Source organism: Nonomuraea sp. NPDC050227, from assembly GCF_044459705.1.
Classification (GTDB): domain Bacteria; phylum Actinomycetota; class Actinomycetes; order Streptosporangiales; family Streptosporangiaceae; genus Nonomuraea.
The window spans coordinates 427,307-451,077 of sequence record NZ_JBITJF010000009.1 but is presented as its reverse complement, the minus strand read 5'-3'; the positions used below and the strand labels follow the sequence as shown (position 1 = coordinate 451,077).

At 73.2% G+C, this 23,771-nt stretch carries 20 protein-coding genes; 13 read left to right on the top strand and 7 right to left on the bottom strand.

Features of this window, described 5'->3' with window-relative positions; all coding sequences use genetic code 11:
- Positions 1-315: 315 nt before the first annotated feature.
- Together ACIBK9_RS33425 and ACIBK9_RS33420 are read right to left on the bottom strand one after the other, a co-directional pair.
- Positions 316-2,145, bottom strand: coding sequence for a M14 family zinc carboxypeptidase (locus ACIBK9_RS33425; protein WP_387667537.1), 1,830 nt, complete (start codon positions 2,143-2,145; stop codon positions 316-318).
- A 73-nt stretch (positions 2,146-2,218) separates the two neighbouring features.
- Positions 2,219-2,911: a nitroreductase family protein gene (locus tag ACIBK9_RS33420; protein WP_397162583.1), complete on the bottom strand. Its 693-nt coding sequence runs from the start codon at positions 2,909-2,911 to the stop codon at positions 2,219-2,221.
- A gap of 94 nt (positions 2,912-3,005) precedes the next feature.
- Here ACIBK9_RS33420 and ACIBK9_RS33415 point away from each other — a divergent pair, with 94 nt between their 5' ends.
- The 3 genes from ACIBK9_RS33415 to ACIBK9_RS33405 are packed head-to-tail and all read left to right on the top strand — an operon-like array spanning position 3,006 to position 5,192.
- A complete protein-coding gene (locus tag ACIBK9_RS33415) occupies positions 3,006-3,482 on the top strand; it encodes an Lrp/AsnC family transcriptional regulator (RefSeq protein WP_397162582.1) in 477 nt (158 codons plus the stop codon).
- Positions 3,483-3,522: 40 nt separating this feature from the next.
- Entirely contained in the window at positions 3,523-4,434 is a 912-nt protein-coding gene (locus ACIBK9_RS33410; protein ID WP_397162581.1) for an ATP-binding cassette domain-containing protein, read from the top strand.
- On the top strand, positions 4,431-5,192 hold the full coding sequence (locus ACIBK9_RS33405; protein WP_352350427.1) for an ABC transporter permease: 762 nt from the start codon (positions 4,431-4,433) through the stop codon (positions 5,190-5,192). Before ACIBK9_RS33410 ends, ACIBK9_RS33405 begins: the two co-directional genes overlap by 4 nt.
- 10 nt (positions 5,193-5,202) lie before the next feature.
- Here the strand turns inward: ACIBK9_RS33405 and ACIBK9_RS33400 are convergent, their stop codons facing one another.
- The gene (locus tag ACIBK9_RS33400; RefSeq protein ID WP_397162580.1) at positions 5,203-8,406 is read right to left on the bottom strand and encodes a BTAD domain-containing putative transcriptional regulator; all 3,204 of its coding nucleotides are present in this window, start codon (positions 8,404-8,406) and stop codon (positions 5,203-5,205) included.
- Positions 8,407-8,554: 148 nt separating this feature from the next.
- Between ACIBK9_RS33400 and ACIBK9_RS33395 the strand changes: the two genes are divergently transcribed.
- On the top strand, positions 8,555-9,457 hold the full coding sequence (locus ACIBK9_RS33395; protein ID WP_397162579.1) for a hypothetical protein: 903 nt from the start codon (positions 8,555-8,557) through the stop codon (positions 9,455-9,457).
- Positions 9,458-9,670: 213 nt separating this feature from the next.
- On the opposite strand, the gene ACIBK9_RS33390 is transcribed toward ACIBK9_RS33395, so the two are convergent.
- Together ACIBK9_RS33390 and ACIBK9_RS33385 are read right to left on the bottom strand one after the other, a co-directional pair.
- The gene (locus ACIBK9_RS33390; protein ID WP_397162578.1) at positions 9,671-10,270 is read right to left on the bottom strand and encodes a hypothetical protein; all 600 of its coding nucleotides are present in this window, start codon (positions 10,268-10,270) and stop codon (positions 9,671-9,673) included.
- Between the two features lie 35 nt (positions 10,271-10,305).
- The gene (locus tag ACIBK9_RS33385) at positions 10,306-11,697 is read right to left on the bottom strand and encodes a selenium-binding protein SBP56-related protein (RefSeq protein ID WP_352327571.1); all 1,392 of its coding nucleotides are present in this window, start codon (positions 11,695-11,697) and stop codon (positions 10,306-10,308) included.
- A 106-nt stretch (positions 11,698-11,803) separates the two neighbouring features.
- Between ACIBK9_RS33385 and leuE the strand changes: the two genes are divergently transcribed.
- Complete coding sequence (leuE, locus tag ACIBK9_RS33380; RefSeq protein ID WP_358283853.1) at positions 11,804-12,457, top strand: leucine efflux protein LeuE; 654 nt, start codon at positions 11,804-11,806, stop codon at positions 12,455-12,457.
- A 217-nt stretch (positions 12,458-12,674) separates the two neighbouring features.
- Positions 12,675-13,316, top strand: a complete 642-nt coding sequence (locus ACIBK9_RS33375; protein WP_364324307.1) for a VC0807 family protein — start codon at positions 12,675-12,677, stop codon at positions 13,314-13,316.
- Here ACIBK9_RS33375 and ACIBK9_RS33370 read toward each other — a convergent pair.
- Together ACIBK9_RS33370 and ACIBK9_RS33365 are read right to left on the bottom strand one after the other, a co-directional pair.
- Positions 13,224-14,192, bottom strand: coding sequence for a hypothetical protein (locus ACIBK9_RS33370; protein ID WP_397162577.1), 969 nt, complete (start codon positions 14,190-14,192; stop codon positions 13,224-13,226). The two genes, ACIBK9_RS33375 and ACIBK9_RS33370, sit on opposite strands and share 93 nt — an antisense overlap.
- Before the next feature lie 16 nt (positions 14,193-14,208).
- Positions 14,209-15,387, bottom strand: coding sequence for a sensor histidine kinase (locus ACIBK9_RS33365; protein WP_397162576.1), 1,179 nt, complete (start codon positions 15,385-15,387; stop codon positions 14,209-14,211).
- A 392-nt stretch (positions 15,388-15,779) separates the two neighbouring features.
- Here ACIBK9_RS33365 and ACIBK9_RS33360 point away from each other — a divergent pair, with 392 nt between their 5' ends.
- From ACIBK9_RS33360 to ACIBK9_RS33330, 7 genes are all read left to right on the top strand, one after another.
- The gene (locus tag ACIBK9_RS33360; RefSeq protein ID WP_364324315.1) at positions 15,780-16,397 is read left to right on the top strand and encodes a DedA family protein; all 618 of its coding nucleotides are present in this window, start codon (positions 15,780-15,782) and stop codon (positions 16,395-16,397) included.
- 36 nt (positions 16,398-16,433) lie between these two features.
- Entirely contained in the window at positions 16,434-17,246 is an 813-nt protein-coding gene (locus tag ACIBK9_RS33355) for a DMT family transporter (RefSeq protein ID WP_358283843.1), read from the top strand.
- A gap of 81 nt (positions 17,247-17,327) precedes the next feature.
- Positions 17,328-18,539, top strand: a complete 1,212-nt coding sequence (locus ACIBK9_RS33350) for a glycosyltransferase (RefSeq protein ID WP_397162575.1) — start codon at positions 17,328-17,330, stop codon at positions 18,537-18,539.
- Positions 18,536-19,210 carry a DUF998 domain-containing protein gene (locus ACIBK9_RS33345; protein ID WP_387667573.1) on the top strand — a complete coding sequence of 225 codons (675 nt, stop codon included), beginning with the start codon at positions 18,536-18,538 and terminating at the stop codon, positions 19,208-19,210. Before ACIBK9_RS33350 ends, ACIBK9_RS33345 begins: the two co-directional genes overlap by 4 nt.
- Before the next feature lie 59 nt (positions 19,211-19,269).
- A complete protein-coding gene (locus ACIBK9_RS33340) occupies positions 19,270-20,049 on the top strand; it encodes a cytochrome P450 (protein ID WP_397162574.1) in 780 nt (259 codons plus the stop codon).
- Entirely contained in the window at positions 20,046-20,792 is a 747-nt protein-coding gene (locus ACIBK9_RS33335) for an isocitrate lyase/phosphoenolpyruvate mutase family protein (RefSeq protein ID WP_358283834.1), read from the top strand. The genes ACIBK9_RS33340 and ACIBK9_RS33335 overlap by 4 nt, the downstream gene beginning before the upstream one ends.
- A 7-nt stretch (positions 20,793-20,799) precedes the next feature.
- Complete coding sequence (locus tag ACIBK9_RS33330; protein ID WP_397162573.1) at positions 20,800-23,754, top strand: AfsR/SARP family transcriptional regulator; 2,955 nt, start codon at positions 20,800-20,802, stop codon at positions 23,752-23,754.
- The last annotated feature ends 17 nt before the right edge of the window (positions 23,755-23,771 follow it).

The following is a 23,771-nucleotide window of genomic DNA, read 5'->3' as shown; positions in this document are numbered from 1 at the left end:
CTCCAGCGGCTGGGAAGAGGTGGGGGGTGTGCACGCCCGCAGCGCCGGGGGCGTGGCAGAAGGGGTCGTTCGGGTGGATGTCTCCGCAGCTCAGCAGCGAGTCATGCGGGCGGCGAGCGAGTCATGGGCCATCCGATCCATGATTTCTTTTAGGAAAGTTTCCTAAGAGTTGTCGCGATCGTAGCCTTGACACCCTGTGCTTACAAGACCCAATCACGTGACGGCCCGTGACGTGCCGAAACGCGGGGTGCCGGCGGCAACGGCAGCGCCCCCTCGCCCGGACCGGGGTCCGGGCGAGGGGGCGCGGTGGTCGGGTCAGGGCTGCTGGGTGATCTTGACGTCGTCCACGCCCGCCTCCACCAGGGAGGCCCCGGAGGCGTCGGCCGCGTCGATGAGGATGCGGACCGTCTGGCCCGCGTAGGCGGTCAGGTCGGCCGTCGCCACGGCCCAGGCGCCGTTGCGGTTCGTGGCCGCGCCGGCCTGCTGGAAAACGGTGGTCGTGGTGCCGCCGACCACGCGGACCCGGAAGTAGTCCGCGCTGGAGGCGTTGGAGCCGTGCGCCAGGTACCACGACAGCGACAGGCTCAGCGTGCCCGTCGAGGGCAGCGTGATCGGCGGCGACTGGATCGAGCTGACGCCGCCGTCGAGGTCGTAGTCACCGGCCGCGGCGCCCGCCAGGCGGCCGGTCACCAGGTCGTTCGTGCCGCTGACCGTGGTGCCGAGCTGCTTGGCGCCCGAGGAGGTGGTCGCCTCCGGGTCGCCGCGCTCCCACGCGCCCGTGGTGGCGGTGTCGGTGCCGGACGGGTTCGCCGTCCAGCCGGTCGCCGTCTCGAACGTGTCGGACCAGACCGTCACCGGCGGCGTGCCGGTGCCGCAGTACTGCGACTCCTTGCCGATGATCCGGTAGACGCAGTCGGAGTACTCCAGGAAGCGCAGCACGGCCTCCTTGTTGCGGGTGGTCTGCGGGACGATCTGCTCGTCCGGCGGGTAGAAGCCGGGGCTCGCGCCGACCGGGTACATCTCGAACGTGAAGCTGAAGATCTTGTACTGGCCCCACATCCAGTCGTCGATCGTGCCGTCGGTGATGTAGAGGTCGCTGGACTGCTCGGGCGTGTAGCCGTTGGTGCCGGCCATGTTCTGGCCGAGGGTGGCGTGCGCGTCCCGGTCGTCCTGGGTCAGGCCGGGGGCGGTGTCGTTGTAGGTGTAGCCGTAGGGCCACAGGACCAGCTCGCTGTAGGTGTGCCAGTCGAGGTTCGTCCTGATCTGTTGCACGCCGCCGACGACCCGGCTGCGCACCCAGTCGGCCGCCGCCTTGACCTCGGGGGCCGACTCGGCGCTCGCGCCGCGGTAGGTCTCGCTGGAGGTCGAGCCCGAGGAGCCGCCGCAGCAGCCCCACTGGTAGGCCCAGTTGCGGTTGAGGTCGGTGCCGACCGCCGAGGAGCCGGAGTTCGGCTGCCGGTTCTTGCGCCAGGAACGGTAGGTGCCGCTGGCGATGTCGTACTCGCCGCCGTCCGGGTTGAGGTCCGGCATGATCCAGATCTCACGGGTGTTGACCAGGTTCGTGATCCTGGCGTCGGTGCCGTAGTTGTCGGTCAGCAGGTGCATGATGTAGAGCGCCATCTCGACCGTGAGGTGCTCGCGGGCGTGCTGGTGGGCGGTGAACAGCACCTCGGGCTCGGCCTCGTCCGTGCCCACGTTGTCGCTGATCTTGACCAGGCGCATCGGCCGGCCCTCGTACGAGGTGCCGAACGTGCTCTGGCTCATGATCCCCGGATGGGCCGCGACCAGGGTGTTGATCTCGGCCGTCATCTCCGCGTAGTTGTGGTAGCCGGAGTCCGACGGCGGGAAGTCGAACGTCCCGACGGCGTCCGGCGGCGCCGGGCGCGGGGCCTCCGTCACCCGGTAGCCGAGCCGCCTGATGGCCGCGATCTCCGCTCCCGTGGCGGTGACCAGCACCGAGTCCGCCTGCACGTCCTCGATGGCGGCGCCCGTCGCCGCCACGGCGCTGCGCTGCCGCGCGTCGGCCGGGCCGGAGACCCGGTACTGCTTGTTCGCCGGTGGTTCCGCGCCGGCCCCGGCGCCGGTCATGCCGGTCAGGCTGACCATGCCCAGGACCGCCAGCAGGATGAGTAATCGGCGTTTCACCTCGTCCTCCTCGCCCGCGCGGGACTGGGGGGTTTGACCCGCGCCTGAACTGAGAGTGAAGACGATGGGTGCCCTAGGAAAGGCCCAATTTTCCGTCGAACCGGATCAGGGCCTCTTCCAGCGGTTTCCTGGCGAGGTCAGGCACCTCGGCGTCGGGGGCGGCGTACCCGACGGGGAACAGGATGTAGGGCCGCTCGTTGGCCGGGCGTTCGCAGATCTCGCTGAGGAAGGCCATCGGGTTGGGGGTGTGGGTGAGCGTGGACAGGCCCATGGCGTGCAGGGCGGTGATGAACAGGCCGCAGGCGATGCCCACGCTCTCGTTGACGTAGTAGTGCTTGACCTTGCGGCCGCCGGGGCGCACGCCGTACTTCTCGGCGAAGCACACCACCAGCCACGGCACGACCTCCAGGTAGCCCTTGTCGGAGGTCGTCTCCAGCGGGGCCAGCGCCTCGCGCCACTCCTGCGGCAGCCTGCCGCCCTCGTAGTTGCGGCGTTCCTCTTCCTCGGCGGCCTCGCGGATGCGCCGCTTGACCTCCGGGTCGCCGATCACCACGAACTTCCACGGCTGCTGGTGCGCGCCCGACGGCGCGGTGTTGGCCGCCCGCACGGCCAGCTCGACGCACCGGTACGGCACCGGCTCGTCGCTGAAGAAGCGCACGCTGCGCCGCCGGTCGGCCAGCGCGTGGAACTCCTCCCCGCGTTTGATCATCTCGTCGGCGTCGTAACGTTCGGGCCGGTAGGGGACGAACGGAAACTGGTGCTCCATAAGATCCGCAGTCTCGGCACGACCGGCGGGTCTGACAACACCGCGCGCCGTATGCTGCCGATCTGACAGCCGAATCGGCTTTTGGGAGGCGAATATGCCGGCACGTCGCCGCGGGCTCGACGATCTGGACCTGCGCGTCCTGCGCCTGGTCGCCGACCGGCCGCGCAGCGGGCTGCTGGAGATCGCCCGGCTGCTCGGGGTGGCGCGGGGGACCGTACAGGCCCGGCTGGACCGGATGGCCGCGGACGGCGTGATCATCGACTACGGCCCGAACCTGTCCCCCGCCGCGCTCGGCTACCCGGTGCAGGCGTTCACCACCCTGGAGGTCGAGCAGGCCGCCCGCGAGCACATCTCCAGAACCCTGGAGTCCATCCCCGAGCTGCTCGAAGCCTGCATCGTGACCGGTCCTGGCGACGTCTGGTGCCGCGTCGCGGGCCGCGACAACGAGCACGTCCAGCGGGTGATCGACCGGATGCTGACGATCCCCGGCGTGCGCCGGAGCAGCACCGTCATCGCGCTGTCGACCGTCGTGCCGCACCGGGTGCTGCCGCTGGCGGCGGCTGACAGGTAGGTGCCAGGCCGCTGCCAGCGCCCTCCGCGACCGTAGGGGCATGACATACGCGATCGAAGCGGAAGGGCTCGTCAAGCGGTACGGCGACAAGACCGCGCTGGACGGCGTCGGCCTGCGGGTCAGGACCGGCACCGTGCTCGGCGTGCTCGGCCCCAACGGCGCGGGCAAGACCACCGCCGTCCGCATCCTGGCCACCCTCGCCGCCCCCGACGCCGGCCACGCCACGGTCGGCGGGCACGACGTCGTCACCCAGGCCCGCCGGGTCCGCGAGCTGATCGGCCTGACCGGCCAGTACGCCTCGGTCGACGAGAAGCTGACCGGCACCCAGAACCTCGTGCTCGTCGGCCGCCTGCTCGGCCTGTCCAGGGCGGCCGCCAGGGCCAGGGCCGCCGAGCTGCTGGCCAGGTTCGGCCTGGAGGAGGCGGCGGGCCGGCCGGCGGCCGGCTACTCGGGCGGCATGCGCCGCCGGCTGGACCTGGCGGTCAGCCTGGTCAGCCGGCCCCGGATCCTGTTCCTCGACGAGCCGACGACCGGCCTCGACCCGCGAGCCCGCGGCGACCTGTGGGACGTGGTCAGGGAGCTGGTCGCGGACGGGGTGACGGTCCTGCTGACCACCCAGTACCTGGAGGAGGCCGACCAGCTCGCCGACGACCTGCTCGTCATCGACCGCGGCCGGGTGGCGGCGAGCGGCACGCCGGCCGAGCTCAAGTCGCTGGCCGGCGGCCACCGGCTGGACGTCCGGCCGCTGCACGCCGCCGACCTGGAGAAGGCCGGCTCGATCCTCGGCGCCACGGCCGTGGACGGGCTGCTCAGCGTGCCCGTGCACGACCTGGCCGCGCCGCCCGACCTGCTCAGGCGGCTGGACGACGCCGGGATCGTGCTGGCCGAGCACGCCCTGCGCCTGCCCTCCCTCGACGACGTCTTCCGCACACTCACCGGAGCAAGCTCATGACCACCGCGCTCTCCCAAGGGCTGACGCTCGCCTGGCGCAGCCTGATCCCGTTGAAGAACAACCCCGGCCAGCTCGCCGGGCTGCTGCTCCAGCCCGTCTTCATGATCGTCATCTTCGTCTACCTGTTCGGCGGGGCGGCCGGCGGCGACCGGGCGGGCGCGGTGTCGTACATGCTGCCCGGCGTGCTCGTCCAGGTCGCGCTGATGGCGACGATCACGACGGGCATGAACCTGGCCACCGACATCGGCAACGGCGTGTTCGACCGGTTCAGGACCATGCCGATCGCCAGGTCGGCGCCGCTGGCCGGGCGCATCATGGCCGACCTGCTGACCCTGCTGATCACCATCGCCATGTCGCTGGCCGTGGGGTACGCCGTCGGCTTTCGCGTGCGGACCGATCCGCTGAGCGCGCTGGCCGGGATCGGCCTGGTGCTGCTCATGGTGACGGCGCTGAGCTGGGGGTCGGCCTGGATCGGGCTGGTGGCCAAGTCGGTCGCCTCGATGCAGGGCATCGCGACCGCCGTGCTGCTGCCGCTCACGTTCGGCAGCAGCGCGTTCATCCCCGCCACCGACCTGCCGGGCTGGCTGACCTGGTGGATGGGCGTCAACCCGGTCTCGCACCTGGCCGGCGCGCTGCGCGGGCTGCTGGTGGGCGGCCTGGCGGCGTCCGACGTGTGGATCACGCTCGGCTGGGCCGCCGCGCTGCTCGCCCTCTTCGCCCCCTTCGCCCTTCGTGCCTACAACCGGAAAGTGCGGTGACCGCGCTCTCCTACGTGGTGCTGCGGGCCATCGCGTAGAGCTCGTCCGGCGGCAGGGTGGCGCCCTCGGCGAAACGGCGGGCGAAGAGCTCATCGCCGAGCGCCTTCCTGGCCGCCGCGTGTCCCTCCGCGGTGTCGGGCGAGGTGTCCTGCGGGACGACCGCCGACGCCCCGCCGAACAGCACCGCCGCCCGTTCCTGGTCGCCCGCGGCCTGCGCCGCCAGCGCGAACCCGGCCAGCGTCATCGACAGCAGCGGCCGGTCCGGGCTGACGTCGCCGAGGACGTCGAGCGCCTGGCGGTGCCGGGCCAGCGCGGCGTCCAGGTCGCCGGCTCGGGCCAGGGCCCGGCCGTAGGAGATCAGGTACACCGCCGTGATCTGCGGCACCCGGGGAGCCGCGGCCACGACGCCGTCCATGTCCCGGTAGATCGCCAGGCTGCCGGCCAGGTCGCCGCGCCGCTCCTGGTACGCGGCCTCGCCCAGGCCGAGCAGCACCAGCGTCCACGGCGACGTCTCCTCGCCCACCCGGGACCTGGCCATGGCGAGGTCGGCGCCCGCGCCGTCCAGGTCGTCCACCCGCAGGCGGAGCTGGGCGAGCCGGATCAAGGTGGAGATCGACTCGTCGTCGCTGATCCATTCGCTGGTCAGCGACCTGGTCTCGGCGATCAGGTCGTCGGTGCCTGCGCCGCGCTCGGCCCGCAGGTCGGCCAGGCCCAGCAGCGCCTCGCTCAGTCCCCAGCGGTCGCCGAGCCGCCGGAACCCCTCGACCGCCCGTTCCAGCTCCCGCTCCCGCTCTCCCCCCGACCGCATCCGGCCGCCGATCATCAGGGCGGCGGACGACAACCACAGGTCGTCGCTGCCGGCGTAGTCGCCGATCAGCGCGGCCGCCCGCTCGTCCTGCCCGGCCGCCGCGGCCATGACGACCCTGCTGATCAGCAGCAGCGGGTGCACCGGACCCTCCCGAGCCGCCCGCTCCACCAGCTCCTCCATCCGGGCCGACAGCTCCAGCATGGCCGCGCGGTCGTTGCTGATCGTCCCGAACACGTCGACGCCGTAGGCGAACATGCAGGACGTGTACGCCTCCGCGAGCCCCGGCGGCGGCGTGTCCCCGGCCAGGTCGAGCGCCTGCCTGGCCCAGGCCGCGCTCTCGCGGCGGTAGCCGCACATCCACCAGTACCAGTTGAGCGCCCCGCACAGCCGCAGCGCGGGCCCGGCGTCCCGCCGGTCGATCAGCCAGCGCAGCGCCGCCGCGAAGTCGTCGCGTTCCGCCGCCAGCCGTTCGATCCACTCCACCTGGGTGGCGGTGCGCAGCTCGGGCACCGCGCGTTCGGCCAGGTCGAGCAGGTGGCGGGCGTGCCGGTCGCGGTACTCGTCGGTCTCGTCCGCCTCGGCCAGGCGTTCCAGGGCGTAGGCGCGGATGGTCTCCAGCATCGAGTAGCGGCCTTCGGGCGACAGGCGCACCAGGGACTTGTCGGCCAGCGCGCCGAGGACGTCGGCCGTGCCGCCGCACACCTCCTCGACGGCCTCCAGGGACGCGCCGCCGGCGAACACGCCGAACCGCCTGGCCAGCACGCGTTCCCGCGCGTCGAGCAGGTCCCAGCTCCACTCCACGACCGCCCGCAGCGTCTGCTGGCGCGGCAGCGCGGTACGGCTGCCGCCGTCGAGCAGCCTGAACCTGTCGTCCAGCCGGTCGGCGAGCTGGCGCGGCGTCATCGTGCGCAGCCGGGCGGCGGCCAGCTCGATGGCCAGCGGCATGCCGTCGAGCCTGCGGCAGAGCGCGACCACGGCCGCCGCGTTGCCCTCGTCCACGGCGAACGACGGCCGGGCCGCCGCCGCCCGGTCGACCAGCAGCCGCACCGACGGGTAGGCCGACGCCTCGGCGGGCCCCGCGCCCGCCGGCGGCGGTTCGAGCGGCGGGAGGGGCAGCAGCCGCTCGCCCGGCACGTTGAGCGGCTCCCTGCTGGTGGCCAGCACGCGCAGCTCGGGGCACTCGTCGAGCAGCCGCTCGACCAGCACGGCCGCGGCCGTCACCACGTGCTCGCAGTTGTCCAGCACGACCAGCGCGGGCCGCTCGCCCAGCGCCTCGGCGACCTGCTCGACCACGTCCTTGGCCGCCTCGGGCGGGCGGTAGCCGGGGCGGTCGTCGCGCAGGCCGAGCGCGTCGAGCACGGCTCCGGGCACGCCGGCCGGGTCGCTGACCGAGCCCAGCTCCACCATCCACGCCACGACCCCCCGCCGACCGCCGGGCTCGCCTGCCGTCCGAGGTGTGGAGGGTTCGGTGGCCGGCCGGAGGGCCGCCTCGGTGCGCGGTTCGGTGGCGGGCTGGAGGGCCGCCTCGGTGCGCGGTTCGGTGGACAGCTGGAGGGCGGCCTCGGTCGCCAGTCTGGTCTTGCCGGCGCCGCCGGGGCCCACGAGCGTGATGAGCCGGTCGTGGCGGAGCAGGCCGGTGAGCCGTCCGAGCTCGGCCTCCCGGCCGATGAAGCTGGTGCGCGGCTTGCGTACGTTGCCCTTCGGCCGGCTTCTGGGCCACGCGACCGGAGGCGGCTCCGCCGACAACACGGCCAGGTGCGCGGCCCGCAGCTCGGCGCCGGGATCGACGCCCAGCTCGTCGGCCAGCCGGTGACGGGTGCGGTCGAACAGCTCCAGCGCCTCGGCCTGCCGTCCGGACGCGGCCAGCCCGCGCATGGCCAGCCCGACCAGCCGCTCGCGCAACGGGTGCGCCGTCACCTCGGCGGCGAGCTCGACCGGCCGCCCGGCCGCCAGCAGGCGCTCGGCCCTGGCCTCGACCGCCGCCAGCCGCTCCTGCTCCAGCGCGGTCGCCGCGTCCGCCAGGTACGGGACCGACATGAGATCCGCCAGCGCCGCCCCACGCCACAACGCCAGCGCCCGGTCGGCGTCCTCGCCGGCCAGCCGCCGGAACGCCAGCGCGTCCACCTGCTCGGCGGGGAGCGCGAGGGCGTACCCGCCGGGGCGGCTGTCGATCACCTCGGCCGGCCTGAGCGCCGCCCGCAGCCGTCTGACCAGCGTCTGCAGCGCGTTGGCCGCGTTGGCGGGCGGCTCCTGCGGCCAGAGCACGTCGATCAGCCGCTCCGCCGTGACCGTACGGCCCGCTTCGAGCGCCAGCACGGCCAGCAGCGCCCGCAGCCGGAGACCGCCGACCACGACCGCTCCCCCGTCGCCCTCGACCTCCAACGGCCCCAGGATGGATATCCGCATCCATCACATCCTGCCCTGCCTGCGCACATGCTCCGGTAGAGACCTTTCCCCCGCCCGTTTCCTCCCGGGGATGAACTCTTTCCACCTCCACGCGCCTGCCATCCTTTTTCGCGGACACAGAACGTCATCGGCCGCTGACGTTCCGCCCGTGATCTCCTCCCAGCACGAGGCGCTGCACCGCGTCTTCCGTGACAATCCAGAGCTCTGCACGAGCGTCTTCAAGGTGCTCGACATCCCCTTCCCGTCACCGACCGAGGTCGCGGTGGTGGACACCGACCTGACCGAGATCAAGCCGATCGAGCGGCGCGCCGACACGATCATGATGTTCACGTCCCTGGAGGGACAGCACGCGGTCATCACCGAGTCGCAGTCCAAGCCCGACGACCGCAAGACCGCCGCCTGGGCGCACTACATCAGCCACGTGCACGTCAAGTTCGGCTGCCCCGTGACGCTGCTGGTGATCTGCCAGGACGAGGCGACCGCCACCTGGGCCGCCCTTCCGAAGACGATCGGCCTGCCGGACTGGCCGACGCTGTCCGTCCGCGCGGTCGTCGTGGGCCCGCACAACATCCCCGTGATCGACGACCTCGCCGAGGCGGTGAACGACGTGGTGCTCACCATGTTCTCGGCGCTGACCCACGCCCGTTCCAAGGAGGTCGCTGCCATACTGGAAGTCCTGGCAGACGCCTTGGACACCACCGACACCACCAGCGCGGGACACATCGCCGAACAAACCGAAATAGGCCTCGGAAACACCGACGCCCGACGAATCTGGAGAGACCTGATGGCGACCAAGACCTACCGCTACCAGTCCGAGTACGCCCAGATGCTGCGCGCCGAAGGCGAAGCCAAAGGCGAAGCCAAAGGCGAAGCCAAGGTGCTGCTGATGATCCTCGACGGCCGTGGAGTGGTGATCCCCGACGAGGTGCGCCGGCGCATCACCACCTGCGCGGACACCACCGTCCTCGAAACCTGGTGCAAGCGGGCCATCCACGCCACCAGCCTCACCGACATCTTCGGCACGGACGACGAGCAACCGGAACAGGGCTGACGGGCGGCCATGACCTACCGCTACCGGTCCGAGTACGCCGAGATGCTGCGCGCCGAAGGCATGGCCAGGGGGCTCTTGCGGCTGCTGGACGGGCGAGGCGTGGAGGTGCCCGATGACGTGCGGGAGAGGGTCACCGCCTGCACGGACATCGCCCTCCTCGAAACCTGGATCGACAGGGCCGTTCACGCCGATCGGCTCTGCGAGGTGTTCGGGTCAGGCCTGGAGGACGGTGAGGAGGCCGGCGGCGATCAGGGCGGCGGCCCACATGCGGTCCACGTTGAACCAGGCGCGGCGCAGGATCGTCAGGCCGAGCACCTCGTAGACCACCAGGGCCACGACGCCGGCCACCACGAACATGGCCAGCGTGTGCAGGGCCGCCACCGCCAGCCCTCCTGAGACGGCGTGCCCCGGGTGGCCCTCCGCGCGCAGCCCGGTGAGTACGGGCAGCAGCATGAGCCCGGCGCCGTGGGCCGACGACATCAGGAACGACCAGCCGGCGAGCTGGGCGAGCGACAGGCGCATGCCCACCCACCGGAAGTGGCGGGTGGACAGCAGCCGCCACAGCCCGAACGCCACCAGCACCAGCCCGCCGACCACCGGCAGCGCCGCGCCCGTCACCAGGGAGCCGGTGGCGGCCACGACCAGGGCGACCAGGGCCACCGACGCCAGGTGGCCCAGGGCGATCACGGGGATCGACTGGAGCAGCAGGTCGCGGCTGCGCTCCTGCAGGCCGCGGGCCACCGCGAAGAGCCAGCCCATGGCCGGGTTCAGGCCGTGGAAGGCTCCGAGCAGCAGGACCGTCGCGGTGCTCATGGCGGGCATCGTGGCGGGCATCGTGGCGGGCATGGTCACGGGTAGCAGTAGGAGTCGGAGGAGGCGTCGCCGCCCTGGAGGCGTACCTGGTGGGGGCGCAGGCCGCGGAAGGCGTCGCCGTGGGGGAAGAAGGCGGTGTCGAAGGTGAAGGAGTCGGCGTCGACCTTGGCGAGCCAGGCTCCGACGCCCTCGGGGTAGAACTGGTCGTCCCAGGAGCCGTACAGGGAGTTGGTGAGGTAGACGCGGCGGCCGTCGCGGCTCACTTCGACCATCTGGGGGCCGCCGCGCAGCGGGAGTCCGGGCTCGGCGGGGTGCGGGGTGCGCCGGGTGATGCCGCCGATCCGCAGGGATCCCAGTTCGACCGGCTTGTACGGGTCCGACACGTCGTACTGCTTCAGCTCCCCGGTGCCCCAGCAGGAGACGTACAGGCGCTGGTCGTCCACGGAGAGGGCGATGTCGGTGACCAGCGGCGGCACGGCGGCGAACGGCTGCAGCACGGGCGGCAGCAGGGCGGGGTCGGCCGGTTCCGCGGGGATGGTGATGACCTTCCGCGCCTGCCAGCGGCCGTCCTCGTGGAACCACAGCCAGACGGAGGCCGACAGGTCCTCCACGCTGGTGACCACGCCGACGAAGCCGTACAGGCGGGTGGGGTCGTGGGCGGGGCGCAGCTCCAGCGGCATCTGGTGCTGGTCGCCCAGGTCCACCTCCTGGACGTGCCGGCGCTTGCGCAGGTCCCAGAAGTGCAGCTTGTGGCCGTACTTGCGGCCGAGCAGCAGCTCGCCGACCACGCCGTCCTCGATCATGGACGGCGTGCCCCACTCCGAGGTGATCAGCACGTCGTGGTTGATGTGCCACCAGAAGTCGTAGGCGAGGTACTGCGGCCCGCGGTCCAGCTCCCATCGGCCGAGCACCTCGAAGGAGGTGTGGTCGAGCACGGCGATGCCGCCGGGGCCCTCGGCGCCGTCCGCGCCGCCGAGCGCCGAGACGTACAGGCCCTCGGGACCGCAGTGGACGGTGTGCGGGCGGGAGTAGCCCGCCCGCCTGGCCAGCGACTCGGCGTCGATCACCTTGACCAGCTCGGGGCTGATCCGGTCCTTGGTGTCGTAGATGTGGATGCGCGAGGAGCGCAGGCCGGGCACGACCAGGTAGCGCCGCTCGACGTGCGGGTGCGGCGCGTTGGGGCACAAAGCGCTGCTGCAGGCGTTCCAGCCGAAGTGGTGCAGCTCGTCGCCGGTGCCGGGCAGGTCGGTCCAGCCGATCACGGTGCCGTAGGCCGGGGAGGCGGGGTCGGTGTCGAGCACGGCCAGCGCGTCCGGACGGTTCGCCGACCGGTCGAAGGCGGCGACGTAGGCCAGCTTCTCCACGGGGGCCTCGACGGCGTCGCGCGGGGAGGGGTAGAACGTGGGGTCGGGGGTCCAGAGAGCCATGACACCAGATATTCACGAGTATCCCTACTGGGTCAATAGGCATCAGCGCCGCAATGTGCAGCCACCGACCGACTGAATCGGCACATATCACGCGATACCGTTAAGCGTGTTCTTCGGTATCACGGACATCTGGACCTACGTCGTCGGCGCCTTCTTCATCGTGCTGCTGCCCGGCCCGAACTCCCTGTACGTCCTCAGCTTCGCCGCCCAGCACGGCGTCCGGCAGGGCTACCGGGCCGCGGCGGGCGTGTTCCTCGGCGACACCGTCCTGATGGTGCTCGCCGCCGCCGGGGCCGCGTCCTTGCTGCGCGCGACGCCCGTGCTGTTCACCGTCGTCAAGTACGCCGGCGCCGCCTACCTGGCCTGGATGGGCTTCCAGATGATCCGCGGCGCGGTACGGGCCTGGCGGGCCCGTCCGGCGGCGGCGGACGAGTCCGGGGCGGCCCCCGTGCGGCAGGCCAGGCCGTTCCGCAAGGCCCTGACGATCAGCCTGCTGAACCCGAAGGCGATCCTGTTCTTCCTGTCGTTCTTCATCCCGTTCGTGGACCCCGGGTACAGCGCCCCCTGGCTGTCGTTCCTCATCCTGGGCGCGGTGATCCAGATCTTCAGCGTGCTCTACCTCACCACGCTGATCTTCTCCGGCACGTTCCTGGCCGGTCAGTTCCGCCGGCACAGGAAGCTGAGCGCGGGCCTGACCTCGGGCGTCGGCGCGCTGTTCCTCGGGTTCGGCGCCAAGCTCGCCACGGCGTCACTCGGCTGAAAGCCGGGTTCAAGGGTGAGCTGGTTTCGTATGGAACAGATGGAACGCGGCAAAAGCGGCAGTCCTACTCGCCGGGCTCCGGTACGGTAGGCCACCGGCCTTCGGGGTCGCACCGGGCGGAGTCGCATCCGGCGGTGACGACGACCGGTCCATCCGGCAAGCCTGGACCCCCGAAGCCCGGGTAGACGCTGATCGTCGGCCTATCTGCGGAGCAGCCTTGAACCACCATCCGGTCGCACTCCCCCGTCTGACCGCGCTCGCCCGTCAGGCGGCCCCCCGCCTGCTCGAAGGCGTGGTCGCCCCCCTGCTGGTGTTCTACCTCGCCATGGTCGTGCTGGGCTTCAAGTGGGCCCTGGTGGCCACGGTCTCCTGGGTGTACCTCGGCGTGGCCTGGCGGCTGGTCAGAGGGATCAAGGTGCCCGCCACCATGTTCCTGGCGGCGTTCGCGGTCACGGTGCGGGCCCTGGTGTCGTTCTGGACGGGCACCTGGATGTGGTTCTTCATCCAGCCGGAGCTGGGCACGATCTGCATCAGCATGGTCTTCCTGGCCTCCGTCCGGCTCAACCGGCCGCTGGTGCAGAAGCTCACCCTCGACTACATCCACCTGCCGTCGGCCGTGCTCAAGCACGAGCGGGTGCGCAGGTTCTTCGCCAGGATCACGCTGCTGTGGGCGTTCGTGCTGCTGGCCAACTCGACGCTGAGCATCTTCCTGGCCGTCTACGAGAAGCTGGAGGGCTCGCTCGGCGCGTTCATGGTGCTGCGGACCTCAGCGGTGGCCGTGATCAGCGGGCTGGCGATCACCTTCTCGATCCTGGCGTTCAAGCGCGTCCTGGCCAGGCTGCACGTGGCCCACGCCTGACCGTTCGGCCAGCAGGAACGCTCCACACATCCCCATCACCAGCCCGGTCAGCATGCCGAACAGCTCGGCGAAGTCCGCGACGCCCGTGCCGCCGTAGGCCAGGGGGCCGCCCGTGGACCTGACGATCATCGAGAACAGCCCCCAGCCGAACAGCGAGCCCGACCCGAGCCAGGCCAGCGCCAGCGGCCGCCAGAACGGGCCGTTCCCGCGCCGCCTGACCAGGGCCACCAGCGCGGCCGCCCCGCCCACCGCGAGCAGCGCCTTCAGCCCGTTCTGCACGGCCTGGACGGTCCCGTCGAACGCCATGACGACCCGCAGCGCCCCGACGGCGGTCGCCACCAGGAGCGCGCCCCACGCCACCACCTCCTGGAACGATCTGGTCGCGCTCGGGAACGGCAGCCTGACCGGGGTGGCGAAGACGGCCGGCCAGCGGTCGCGGGCGTAGAGGGCGAAGGCCGTCATGAGGGCGACGCCGAGGGTGATGAAACCGCCGTAGACGACCAGATAGACCCAGGTCTGGATCGGGCCGCCGCTGAAGATCGTCAGGCCGCCGATCAGCAGGATCAGCGGGGTCGTGACGGCCAGCACCGACAACAGGCCGGTGCCCACCCACAGCGGCAGCAGCACCAGCCAGGCGGGCAGCCGCATGCCCCAGCGCATGGTGAAGGCCAGCGCCAGCAGCAGCCCGGCGGCCTCCATGGCGAAGGTCAGCGCGTTCATCCCCAGCATCTGCCCGTTGTCCATGAGCGCCGGGTCGGAGACGCCGACGGCGTCGCCGGTCAGCCAGAGCGTCTTGATCGTGAGGTAGGGCAGCGTGGCGGCGACCGCCACGATCGCGGCGGTGAGCCGGCCGATGCCCGCTCGCTGTTCTGTCATGCCACGATCGTGCGCCTCAGGCGGGCCGGCCCCCTCCCGACCGGCGGGGATCCGCCTCCCCCTCGCGGGGGAGCTCGACGGCCAGGCGGAAGCCGTCGCCGTCGGGGCCCGCGGTCAGCGTGGCGCCGGCCAGCCGTACGCGCTCGCGCAGCCCCGCCAGGCCCAGCCCGCCGCGCCGGGCGCTGGGACGCGAGCTCGGCGGGCCGTTGCGCACGACCACCCGGTGCGGCGCGACCGACACGGCGACCGCCGCCCCCGGCGCGTGCTTGGCCGCGTTCGTCAGCCCTTCCTGGACGACGGCGTGCGCCAGCTCCGACGACGACGCCCCCGGCGCCAGCTCCAGGGTGATCGACATGCCGGAGTCCCTGGCCCGGCCGACCAGCTCGGCGACGTCCTCGCCCACCGGGGACAGCGGGGCCTCCTCGGCGTCCTCGCGCAGCAGGCCGATGATCTGGCGCAGCCGCTCGGTCGCGTCGGCCGCCGCCATGCGCAGCTCGCCGGCCGCCTTGACCTGGGCCGGGCCGAGCCCGGGGGCGACTTCGAGCCCGCCGGCGCGCATCGCGATCAGCGCCAGGTCGTGGCCGAGCGAGTCGTGCATCTCGCGGGCGATCCTGGCCCGCTCGCGCAGCCGCGCCTGCGCCTCGACCGACAGCCGCGCCTGCCGCCGCTGCTGGAGCACGCCCCGCCGGAGCAGCCCCAGCAGGTACGGGACCAGGTACGTGCCGACGAGCCCGGTGCCCATCGACACCCACAGCGCCAGGTCACCGCCCTGGAGCAGCACGACCCCGCAGCCGATGGCCGTGATCAGGCAGAACACGGCGCCCGCGGGCCACAGCCGGGTCATGCGCCGGCCGGTGAGGTAGGCGTACCAGATGATGAACGGCGAGGTCGCAAGCAGCGGCAGGATCTTCACGTCGCGCCGGGGCAGCAGCCACGTCAGGTCCACCGTCGCGAAGCCCTCGGTGAAGGTCCACGGGCCGAGCGGCAGCAGCAGCACCAGCGCCGCCAGCGGCCAGGGCCGGCCCACGAGCACGGCCAGCCCGGCCAGCCCGACCCTGGGCAGCGTCACCAGCGCGAACCCGGCCGGATCGGCGAACGGGTCGGGGCCCATGGCGGTCACGAAGATGCCCAGCACGGCCCACAGCAGCAGGTCGAGGACGACCTGACGGCGACTCTCACGACGCAGACGGTTCACGCCCCGACGGTATCCGCCGCCCGGCGGGCCCGGTCCCGCCCGAAGGTCATGCGGCGCCCCTGACGAAAGTCAGGGTGGGGCCCGGTGCAGTGATCACGGTGGGGCTAACCCCACCTGAAAGGCGGATACCTCCTCTCCTGTTTCCGGGGCGCGCAACCGGTTTGATCGTGGGTGTCACACGGAAGTCGCACGTCCGCCCCTGACGAAAGTAGGGGGTGGCGCGTGCCGATGGGCCGATGTGCCACGACCTGCGGAATTTCTACCTTCATGGGGTAGGCGGCCCTGACCCTCCTAGGGGACGGGCCCGCGTTCGACCGGGGGCATCCCCGATGTCCCCGGTCCGCTCACGCCGACAGGCTTGGTGAGTGCCCTGACGATCGGAGTCCACGCATATGTCGCACGCCATTCTCGACCTCGTCCAGCAGGTGATGTCATCGCCATGGCTGTACGTGGCGCTGTTCGCCCTCGCGCTGCTCGACGGGTTCTTCCCCGTCGTGCCCGCCGAGACGTCGGTCATCACCGCGGCGGTGTTCGCCGCCTCCGGCCAGACCAACCTGGCCCTGGTGATCGTGGTCGCGGCGCTCGGCGCGTTCGTGGGCGACCACGTGTCGTACCTGATCGGCAACAAGTCGGCCAGGCGGCTGCGGGACAAGAAGGCGTTCGTCTGGGCGCGCGGCGCGCTGGCCGAGCGGGGCGGAATGGTGCTGATCGTGGCCAGGTACATCCCCGGCGGGCGGACCGCGACGACGCTGACCATGGGCGCCGTCGGTCATCCGCTGCGCTCGTTCACCTTCTTCGACGCCATCGCGGCGAGCTCGTGGGCGGTGTACTCCGGGCTGATCGGCTTCTTCGGCGGCATGGCCTTCGAGAACGACCCGATCAAGGGCCTGCTGCTGGGCCTCGGGATCGCGCTGTCGATCACCGGGCTCGTCGAGCTGGTGCGGTGGGCCAGGAAGCGGCGCGCCACCCAGCCTTCCCCGGAACGCCTTCCGGTGGACACGTCCGTTTGACCCAGTCCGGCAACCATCCGTCTGAAGGGAGTGCGCATGAGTGTGCTGGCCGCGGCGATCGCGCTGGTCGGTTCGCTGTTCTTCGCGCTCGGGGCCGCGCTGCAGCAGTTCGAGGCGGCGGGCTCGGCGAAGCCCGCGCTGCTGGCCCTGCTGCGCAGGCCGCGCTGGCTGCTCGGCGGCGTCTCCATCGTGACGGGCGGCGGCCTGCACATCGTCGCCCTCGGGCTCGGCCCGCTGACCGTGGTGCAGCCGATGGGGGTGGCCAGCCTGCTGTTCGCGCTGCCCATCGCCGCCGCGCTGCACGGCCGCCGGCCCTCCCGCAAGGAGCTGGCCGCGGCGGGCGTGGTCGCGGCCGGGCTGATCGGCCTGGTGCTGCTGGTGCCCGAGTCCGACGGGCCGACGTACCTGGCGCCCACGGGCGTGCTCACCCTGCTCGCCGTGGCCGGGGTCGCGGCGGTGCTGCTGTGGGCGGGCTCGAAGGCGGCCTCCCCCGCCGGCCGGGCCGCGCTGCTCGCCACCGGCTCCGGCGTCCTGTACGGCGCCACCGCCACGCTCATGCGCGTGCTCGTGGACGGCGGCTGGAACTGGTGGTACCTGCTGGCCCTGCCGGTGCCGCTGCTGCTGGCGCTGGTGATGCTGCAACGCGCCTACGCCGTCGGGCACTTCGGCGTCTCCTTCGCCTCACTGCAGATCGCCGACCCGCTCACGGCGGTGGCCTTCGGGGCGCTGCTGCTCGGCGAGCCGCTGCCGTCCGGCCTCGCGCCGATCGCGGCCGCCGCCCTGACCGCGGCGGGCACGTTCGCCCTGGCCCGGACGTCCCCGCTGGAGGCGCGCAACGACCTCGCCTGATCCCCTCCCCTGACCGAAACCCCCTGTTCGCCCATCGGCCCTCCCCCAGCCGTCCCCCCTTGTGAAAGCGGAGTCACCGTCATGGCCATGCCCCTGCGCAACGTCACCGACCACGCCCAGCTCGCCCCCGCCCCCGAACGTCCCCGCCGCGTCCTGATCTCGACCGACACCTATCCCCCCGACGTGAACGGCGCCGCCTACTTCACCCACCGCCTGGCCACCGGCCTGGCCGCGCGCGGCAACGAGGTGCACGTGGTGTGCCAGTCGGAGGCCGGCCCGGCCAGCGCCGACGTGGTGGACGGCGTGATCGTCCACCGGCTGCGCTCGGCCCCGCTGCTGGTCCACCCGACCATGCGGGTCACCGTGCCGACCAGGCTCGACCGGCTGGTGGCCGACATCGACCCGGACGTGCTGCACACCCAGGGCCACTTCGTGGTCGGCCGGGCCGCCATCGCCGCCGCCCGGCGCCGCGGCGTGCCGGTCGTGGCCACCAACCACTTCATGCCCGACAACCTCTTCCAGTTCGGGCACGTCCCCGAGGCGCTGCGGGCCAGGGCGGGCCGGCTGGCCTGGCGCGACTTCAGCCGCGTCTTCAAGCGCGCCGACCACATCACCACGCCGACCCCGCTGGCCGCCAAGCTCCTGTCCGACCAGGGCTTCTCCCGCGACGTCGAGGCCGTCTCGTGCGGCATCGACCTGGCCAGGTTCCACCCGCACGCCGAGCCCAAGTCGTGGGCGCGCCGGCGGTTCGCGCTGCCCGACCGGCCGACCGCCCTGTTCGTGGGCCGCCTGGACGAGGAGAAGCACCTCGACGAGCTGATCCGCGCGCTGCCCCTCGTGCTCAACGAGACCGACGCGCAGGTGGCGTTCGTGGGCCGCGGCAACCAGCGGATGGAGCTGGAGAAGCTGGCCAAGCGCATCGGGGTGGGCGACCGGGTGTTCTTCGTCGGGTTCGTGCCCGACGAGAGCATGCCGCAGGCGTTCGCCGCCGCAGACGTGTTCGCCATGCCGGGCGTCGCCGAGCTGCAGAGCATCGCCACGCTGGAGGCCATGGCGTCCGGCCTGCCCGTCGTGGCCGCCGACGCGATGGCCCTGCCGCACCTGGTGAACGGCAACGGCTACCTCTACCAGCCGGGCGACGTGGTCGCGCTGGCCAGGCACCTGACCGCCGTCCTCACCGACGACGACCTGCGCGCCCGCCTGGGCAACGCCAGCCGGACGCTGGCGCTGACCCACGACGACCAGGTGTCGCTGGCCCGCTTCGAGCAGATCTACGACGAGGTGACACGATGACCTGGCGTGCCGTGCTCGCTCCCGTGGCCGGAGCCGTGGCGGCGGTGGCCGCCCTCGGCTACGCGCAGGTGACCCTGCCCGAGCAGCCGCTGATCAGCGACTACGCGCTCGTCCCCGGCGGCATGCTGCCGGTGCTGGCCGGGACGCTGGCGCTGGCCGCCGCCTGCCTGGCGCTGGCGTACGGGCTGGCCGCCCGGGAGCCAGGGCGGACCGCCGCGACCCGCGTGCTGCTGCTGGCGGGGGCGGCCGGGCTGATGCTCAGCGCCATCTTCCCCACCGATCCCGGCATGTCGGACGTCAGCACGCTCGGCGGGGAGATCCACCGCTGGTCGGCGGCCGTGGTCTTCACCGCGCTGCCGGTCGCCGGCTGGACCCTGGCCAGGGGACGGGCGGCGGCCGCGCGCTGGAGCGCGGTCAAGGCCCTGAGCGTGACCTCCGGGCTCACGCTGGTCGCCTACCTGGCGGCCCACCCGGCCGCCGTCACCTCCTCGCTGATCGGCGGCGAGGCGTACTACGGGCTGCTCGAACGGGGACTGGTGCTGGCCGAGATCGTCCTCGTCGTCGCCATGGCGCTGGCCTGCGCACCGGGCCGCGCCGCCGCACGGGAGCAGGGCACGCGGGCCACCGGGGCGCCCGCGCAGCCCGAGAGCCCGCAGCGGCTGGCGGCGTGACGGGGATGCGCAGCCACACTTCGTCCGCCGTCGAACGGTCGGCGGCCTAGCGTGGACCCATGCTCATCACCCACCACGCCGAAGCCCGGGCGGTGCTCTCCGACGGCCGGTACGTGCCGCCGCCCGTCCCGCAGGACGGCGAGCCGGGGACGCTCGCCTGGCTGCGGGCCCACGTGTCGCGCTTCAGCACCGGCGAGACGCACGCCGAACGCCGCCGCCTGGTCGTCGAACGCCTGTCCGCCCTGGACCCGGCCGAGCTGCGGACGGCCGCCAAGGCCGCGACGCTCGACCGTTGCGGCGACAGTGACGGCGACCGTGACGGCGACTGGCGCGGTGTGCCGACGGCCGTGCTGGGGGCCGCGCTCGGCGTGCCGGACACCTCGGCTGTGCCCGCGGCCGCGAGCGGCTACCTGTCGGGCGAGGGGAGCCCGCAGGCCGACGCCGCCGTCGCCGAACTGCTCGGCCTGACCGACCTGCCGGCCGTCACCCTGCTGCTCCAGGGCCACGCCGCCACCGAGGCGCTCATCGAGAACGCGCTCACCCACGCCGTGCCGGGCGACGACCCCGAGGCGGTGCTGCGCGAGACGCTCAGGCAGGACCCGCCGCTGAAGGCCAGCCGCAGGCTCGACACCCGCACCGGCGAGGAGGTCACGATCGACCTGGTCGCGGCCAACCGCGATCCCGAGGTGTTCGCCGACCCCGACCGCTTCGACGCCTCCCGGGGCCCCGCCCCCCACCTGACGTTCGGGGACGGCCTGCGCCCGTGCCCCGCTCCCGCCCACGCCCTAGCGCTGGCCGCCGGCGTGCTCGACGCGCTCCTCGAAGGGACCCGCCGATGAACTTCCACGACCTGCACAAGCCGGGCGACCCGCTGCTGCTGCCCAACGCGTGGGACTACGGCTCGGCCGCGATCCTGGCCGCGCACGGCTTCCCCGCGATCGGCACGACCAGCCTCGGCGTGTCCGCCGTGCACGGCAAGCCGGACGCCGCCGGCGCGACCAGGGCCGAGACGATCGAGCTCGCCGAGACGGTCAAGGACCTGGGCGTGCTGGTCACGGTGGACATCGAGGGCGGGTTCAGCGACGACCCGCAGGAGGTGTCGGACCTGGTCGCGAGCCTGGCCGCGCTCGGGGTGGCGGGCGTGAACCTGGAGGACGGCCGTCCCGACGGCACGCTGCGCCCGGTCGAGCTGCACCGGCGGATCATCGAGGCCGCCAAGGGCCACGGCGTGTTCGTCAACGCCCGCACCGACACCCACTGGCTGGGCACCGGCGACTGGCGCGAACGGGTGGACGCCTACGAGCACGCCGACGGCATCTTCGTCCCCGGGCTCTCGGATCCGGCGGAGATCGCCGAGGTCGTCGCGCGTACGCGGCTGCCGCTCAACGTGCTCTACCAGCCGGGCGGGCCGACGCTGGACCGGCTGGCCGAGGCGGGGGTGGCCCGGGTGAGCACCGGCTCGCTGCTCTACCGGGCCGCGCTCCAGGGCGCTCTGGCCGCCGTGCTGGGCGCGCAGGGCAAGGACGCCCCGGCGCTGCCGACGTACGGAGAAATCGCCGCGCTCCTCCCGCAGACCCGATAATCGGGGCATGCGCTTCGAGATCCTCGGACCCACCAGCGTGCTGGACGAGGACGGCGCGCCGGTGGCGCTCGGCGGGCCGCGGGTGCGCGCCCTGCTCACCCTGCTGGCCCTGAACGCCGGCCGCGTCGTCGGCGCCGGACAGCTCGTGGACGACCTCTACGGCCCCCACCCGCCGGACGGCGTGGCCAACGCGCTGCAGTCCCAGGTGTCCAGGCTGCGCCGGGCGCTCGGCCGGGACCTGGTCGAGTTCCACCCGGCGGGCTACCGCCTTGTCGCCGACCCGCACGACGTGGACGCGCGCCGCTTCGAGCTCTTGGCCCTGGACGGGCGGCGGGCGCTGGCCGCCGGGGACGCCGGGCGGGCAGCGGCGCTGCTGTCCGAGGCGCTGGAGTTGTGGCGGGGCGCGCCGCTCGCCGACGCGCCGCACGCGGTGTCCGCCGCGGCCGGGCTGGAGGAGCTGCGGCTGGCGGCCGTCGAGGACCGCCTCCAGGCCGACCTGGCGCTCGGGCGGCACCGCGACCTGGTCGCTGAGCTGCGCCGGCTCACCGCCGCCCATCCGCTGCGCGAGCGCCTGCGCGCCCAGCTCATGCGCGCCCTGTACGGCAGCGGGCGACAGGCCGAGGCGCTGGCCGTCTACGACGAGGCGCGGCGGCTGCTCGACCGGGAGCTGGGCATCGAGCCGGGCGCCGAGCTGGCCGCCGCGCACCTCGCCGTCCTGCGCGCCGACCCGTCCCTGACCCCGCAGATCACCGCGCCGAACCCCCCGCAGATCACCGCGCCGAACCCCCCGCTGAGCACCGCGCCGAACGCCGCGCCGGCCTCCGCACCGGCTGCCGCGCCGATCCAGCCGCCGGTTCCCTCGTCCCCTCCCGCGCCCGGAGGGCCCGCCGGGTCGTCGCGCGGGGGGTTCAAGCAGGGGTTGCGGGCGCAGCTGACCAGTTTCGTGGGCCGGGCGGAGGAGCTGGCGCAGGTGGGCGCGCGGCTGCGGGACAGCAGGCTCGTCACGCTGATCGGCCCCGGCGGCGCGGGCAAGACCAGGCTGGCGCAGGAGGCGGCCGCCCAGGAGCCGGGCGACGTGTGCTTCGTGCCCCTCGCCCACGTGGCCGGCGCGGCCGGGGTGCCCGGCGCGGTGCTGGTCGCCCTCGACATCCGCGACGCCCTGCTGCCCGCGCCCCAGCGCGCCGCGGTCGGCCCCGTCACCCGGCTGCTCACCGCGCTGGCCGAGCGCGACCTGCTGCTCGTCCTGGACAACTGCGAGCATCTGGTCGCCGCCGTGGCCGAGCTCGCCGACGCGCTGCTGGCCTCCTGCCCCGGGCTGCGGGTGCTGACCACCAGCCGCGAGGCGCTGGGCATCACCGGGGAGTCGATCCTGCCGGTGTCCCCGCTGCGCCTGCCGCCGCCGGAGCCGGACGACCCGCTGGAGTACGCCGCCGTCCGGCTGTTCGCCGACCGGGCCGCCGCCGTGCGTCCGGGGTTCGCCGTGGACGCCGGCAACGCCGCCGACGTGGTGCGCATCTGCCGGGCGCTCGACGGGCTGCCGCTGGCCATCGAGCTGGCCGCGGCCCGCCTCCGCACGCTGTCGGTCGCCGACGTGGCGGCCCGCCTGGACGACCGGTTCCGGCTGCTGACCCGCGGCAGCCGTACGGCGCTGCCCCGGCACCAGACGCTGCGCGCGGTCGTCGCGTGGAGCTGGGACCTGCTGGACGACGCCGAGCAGCGCCTGGCCGCCCGCCTGAGCGTGTTCGTCGGCGGCGCCACGCCCGAGGCGGCCGAGCGGGTGTGCGGGCTGCCGGAGGAGGTGCTGTTCTCGCTGGCGGAGAAGTCGCTGGTGGAGTACGTCGGCGGCCGGTACCGCATGCTCGACACGATCCGGGCGTTCTGCGCGGAACGCCTGGCCGAGTCCGGCGAGACCGCCGCGATCGGGGACGCGCACACCGCCTACTACCTCGACCTCGTCCTGACCGCCGACCCCCTGCTGCGGACCGCCGACCAGCTCACCTGGCTGGCCCGCCTCGACCAGGAGAGCGACGACCTCGAAGCCGCCGTGCGCTGGACGACCGCGTCCGGGCAGCCGGAGACCGGCCTGCGGCTGCTGGCGCACAGCGCCTGCTACTGGTGGATGCGCGGCCACCGCGGCGTCATCGCCGGGCTGGCCGCCGCGCTGCTGGCCAGGATCGGCGACGCCCGCCCCGCAGGCATGGAGGAGGAGTACGTCATGTGCCTGCTCGTCACCGCCTGGACGGGCGTGGCCGACGACGTCGTGCGCGAGCGGCTGGCCGAGGTGCGCGAGCTGCTGCCGATCACCCACCTGCCGGAGCGGGTGGAGTTCCTGATGATGATGCGGTCGATGTTCACCGGGCCGCCGGGCGACGTCGAGCAGATCTACCACGAGCTGCAGGCCCACACCGAGGGGCTGCCGCCCTGGCAGCGGGCGTTGTCGTACAGCGGCGCGGGGTTCGTGCTGCAGATCCTGGGGCGGGTCGAGGAGTCGCTGGCCTCCTTCCGGCGCGCCCTGGCCGCCTTCCGGGCCATCGGCGAGCGCTGGGGGGCGGTGCTGGTGCTGTCGGGCCTCGGCGAGCTGGCCTCCCGCGAGGGCGACTACGCGGCCTCGTACGCGCTGTCGGACGAGGCGCTGACGCTGGCCCGCGAGCTCGACGCGCGGGCGGAGATGGCCGAGGCCCTGTGCCGGCGCGGCGACGCGCTGCTCGGCATGGGCGAGCCGCTGGGCGGGCGGGCCGACTACGAGGAGGCCGCCGAGCTGGCCCGTCGCGTGGGTTCCATGGACATGCTGGCGTGGGCGCACCTCGGGATGGCCGAGGTGGCGCTGATCGGCGGCGAGCGCGACGCCGCGCTGTCCCTGCTGGCCCAGGCCCGCGCGGAGTGCCCCGACGACTGGTACAGCACCGAGGACATCCGCAACCGCATCGACGAGGCCCTCGGCCGGGCGGTCAGCGAACGGTAGGCGGCCCGTCAGCCGTC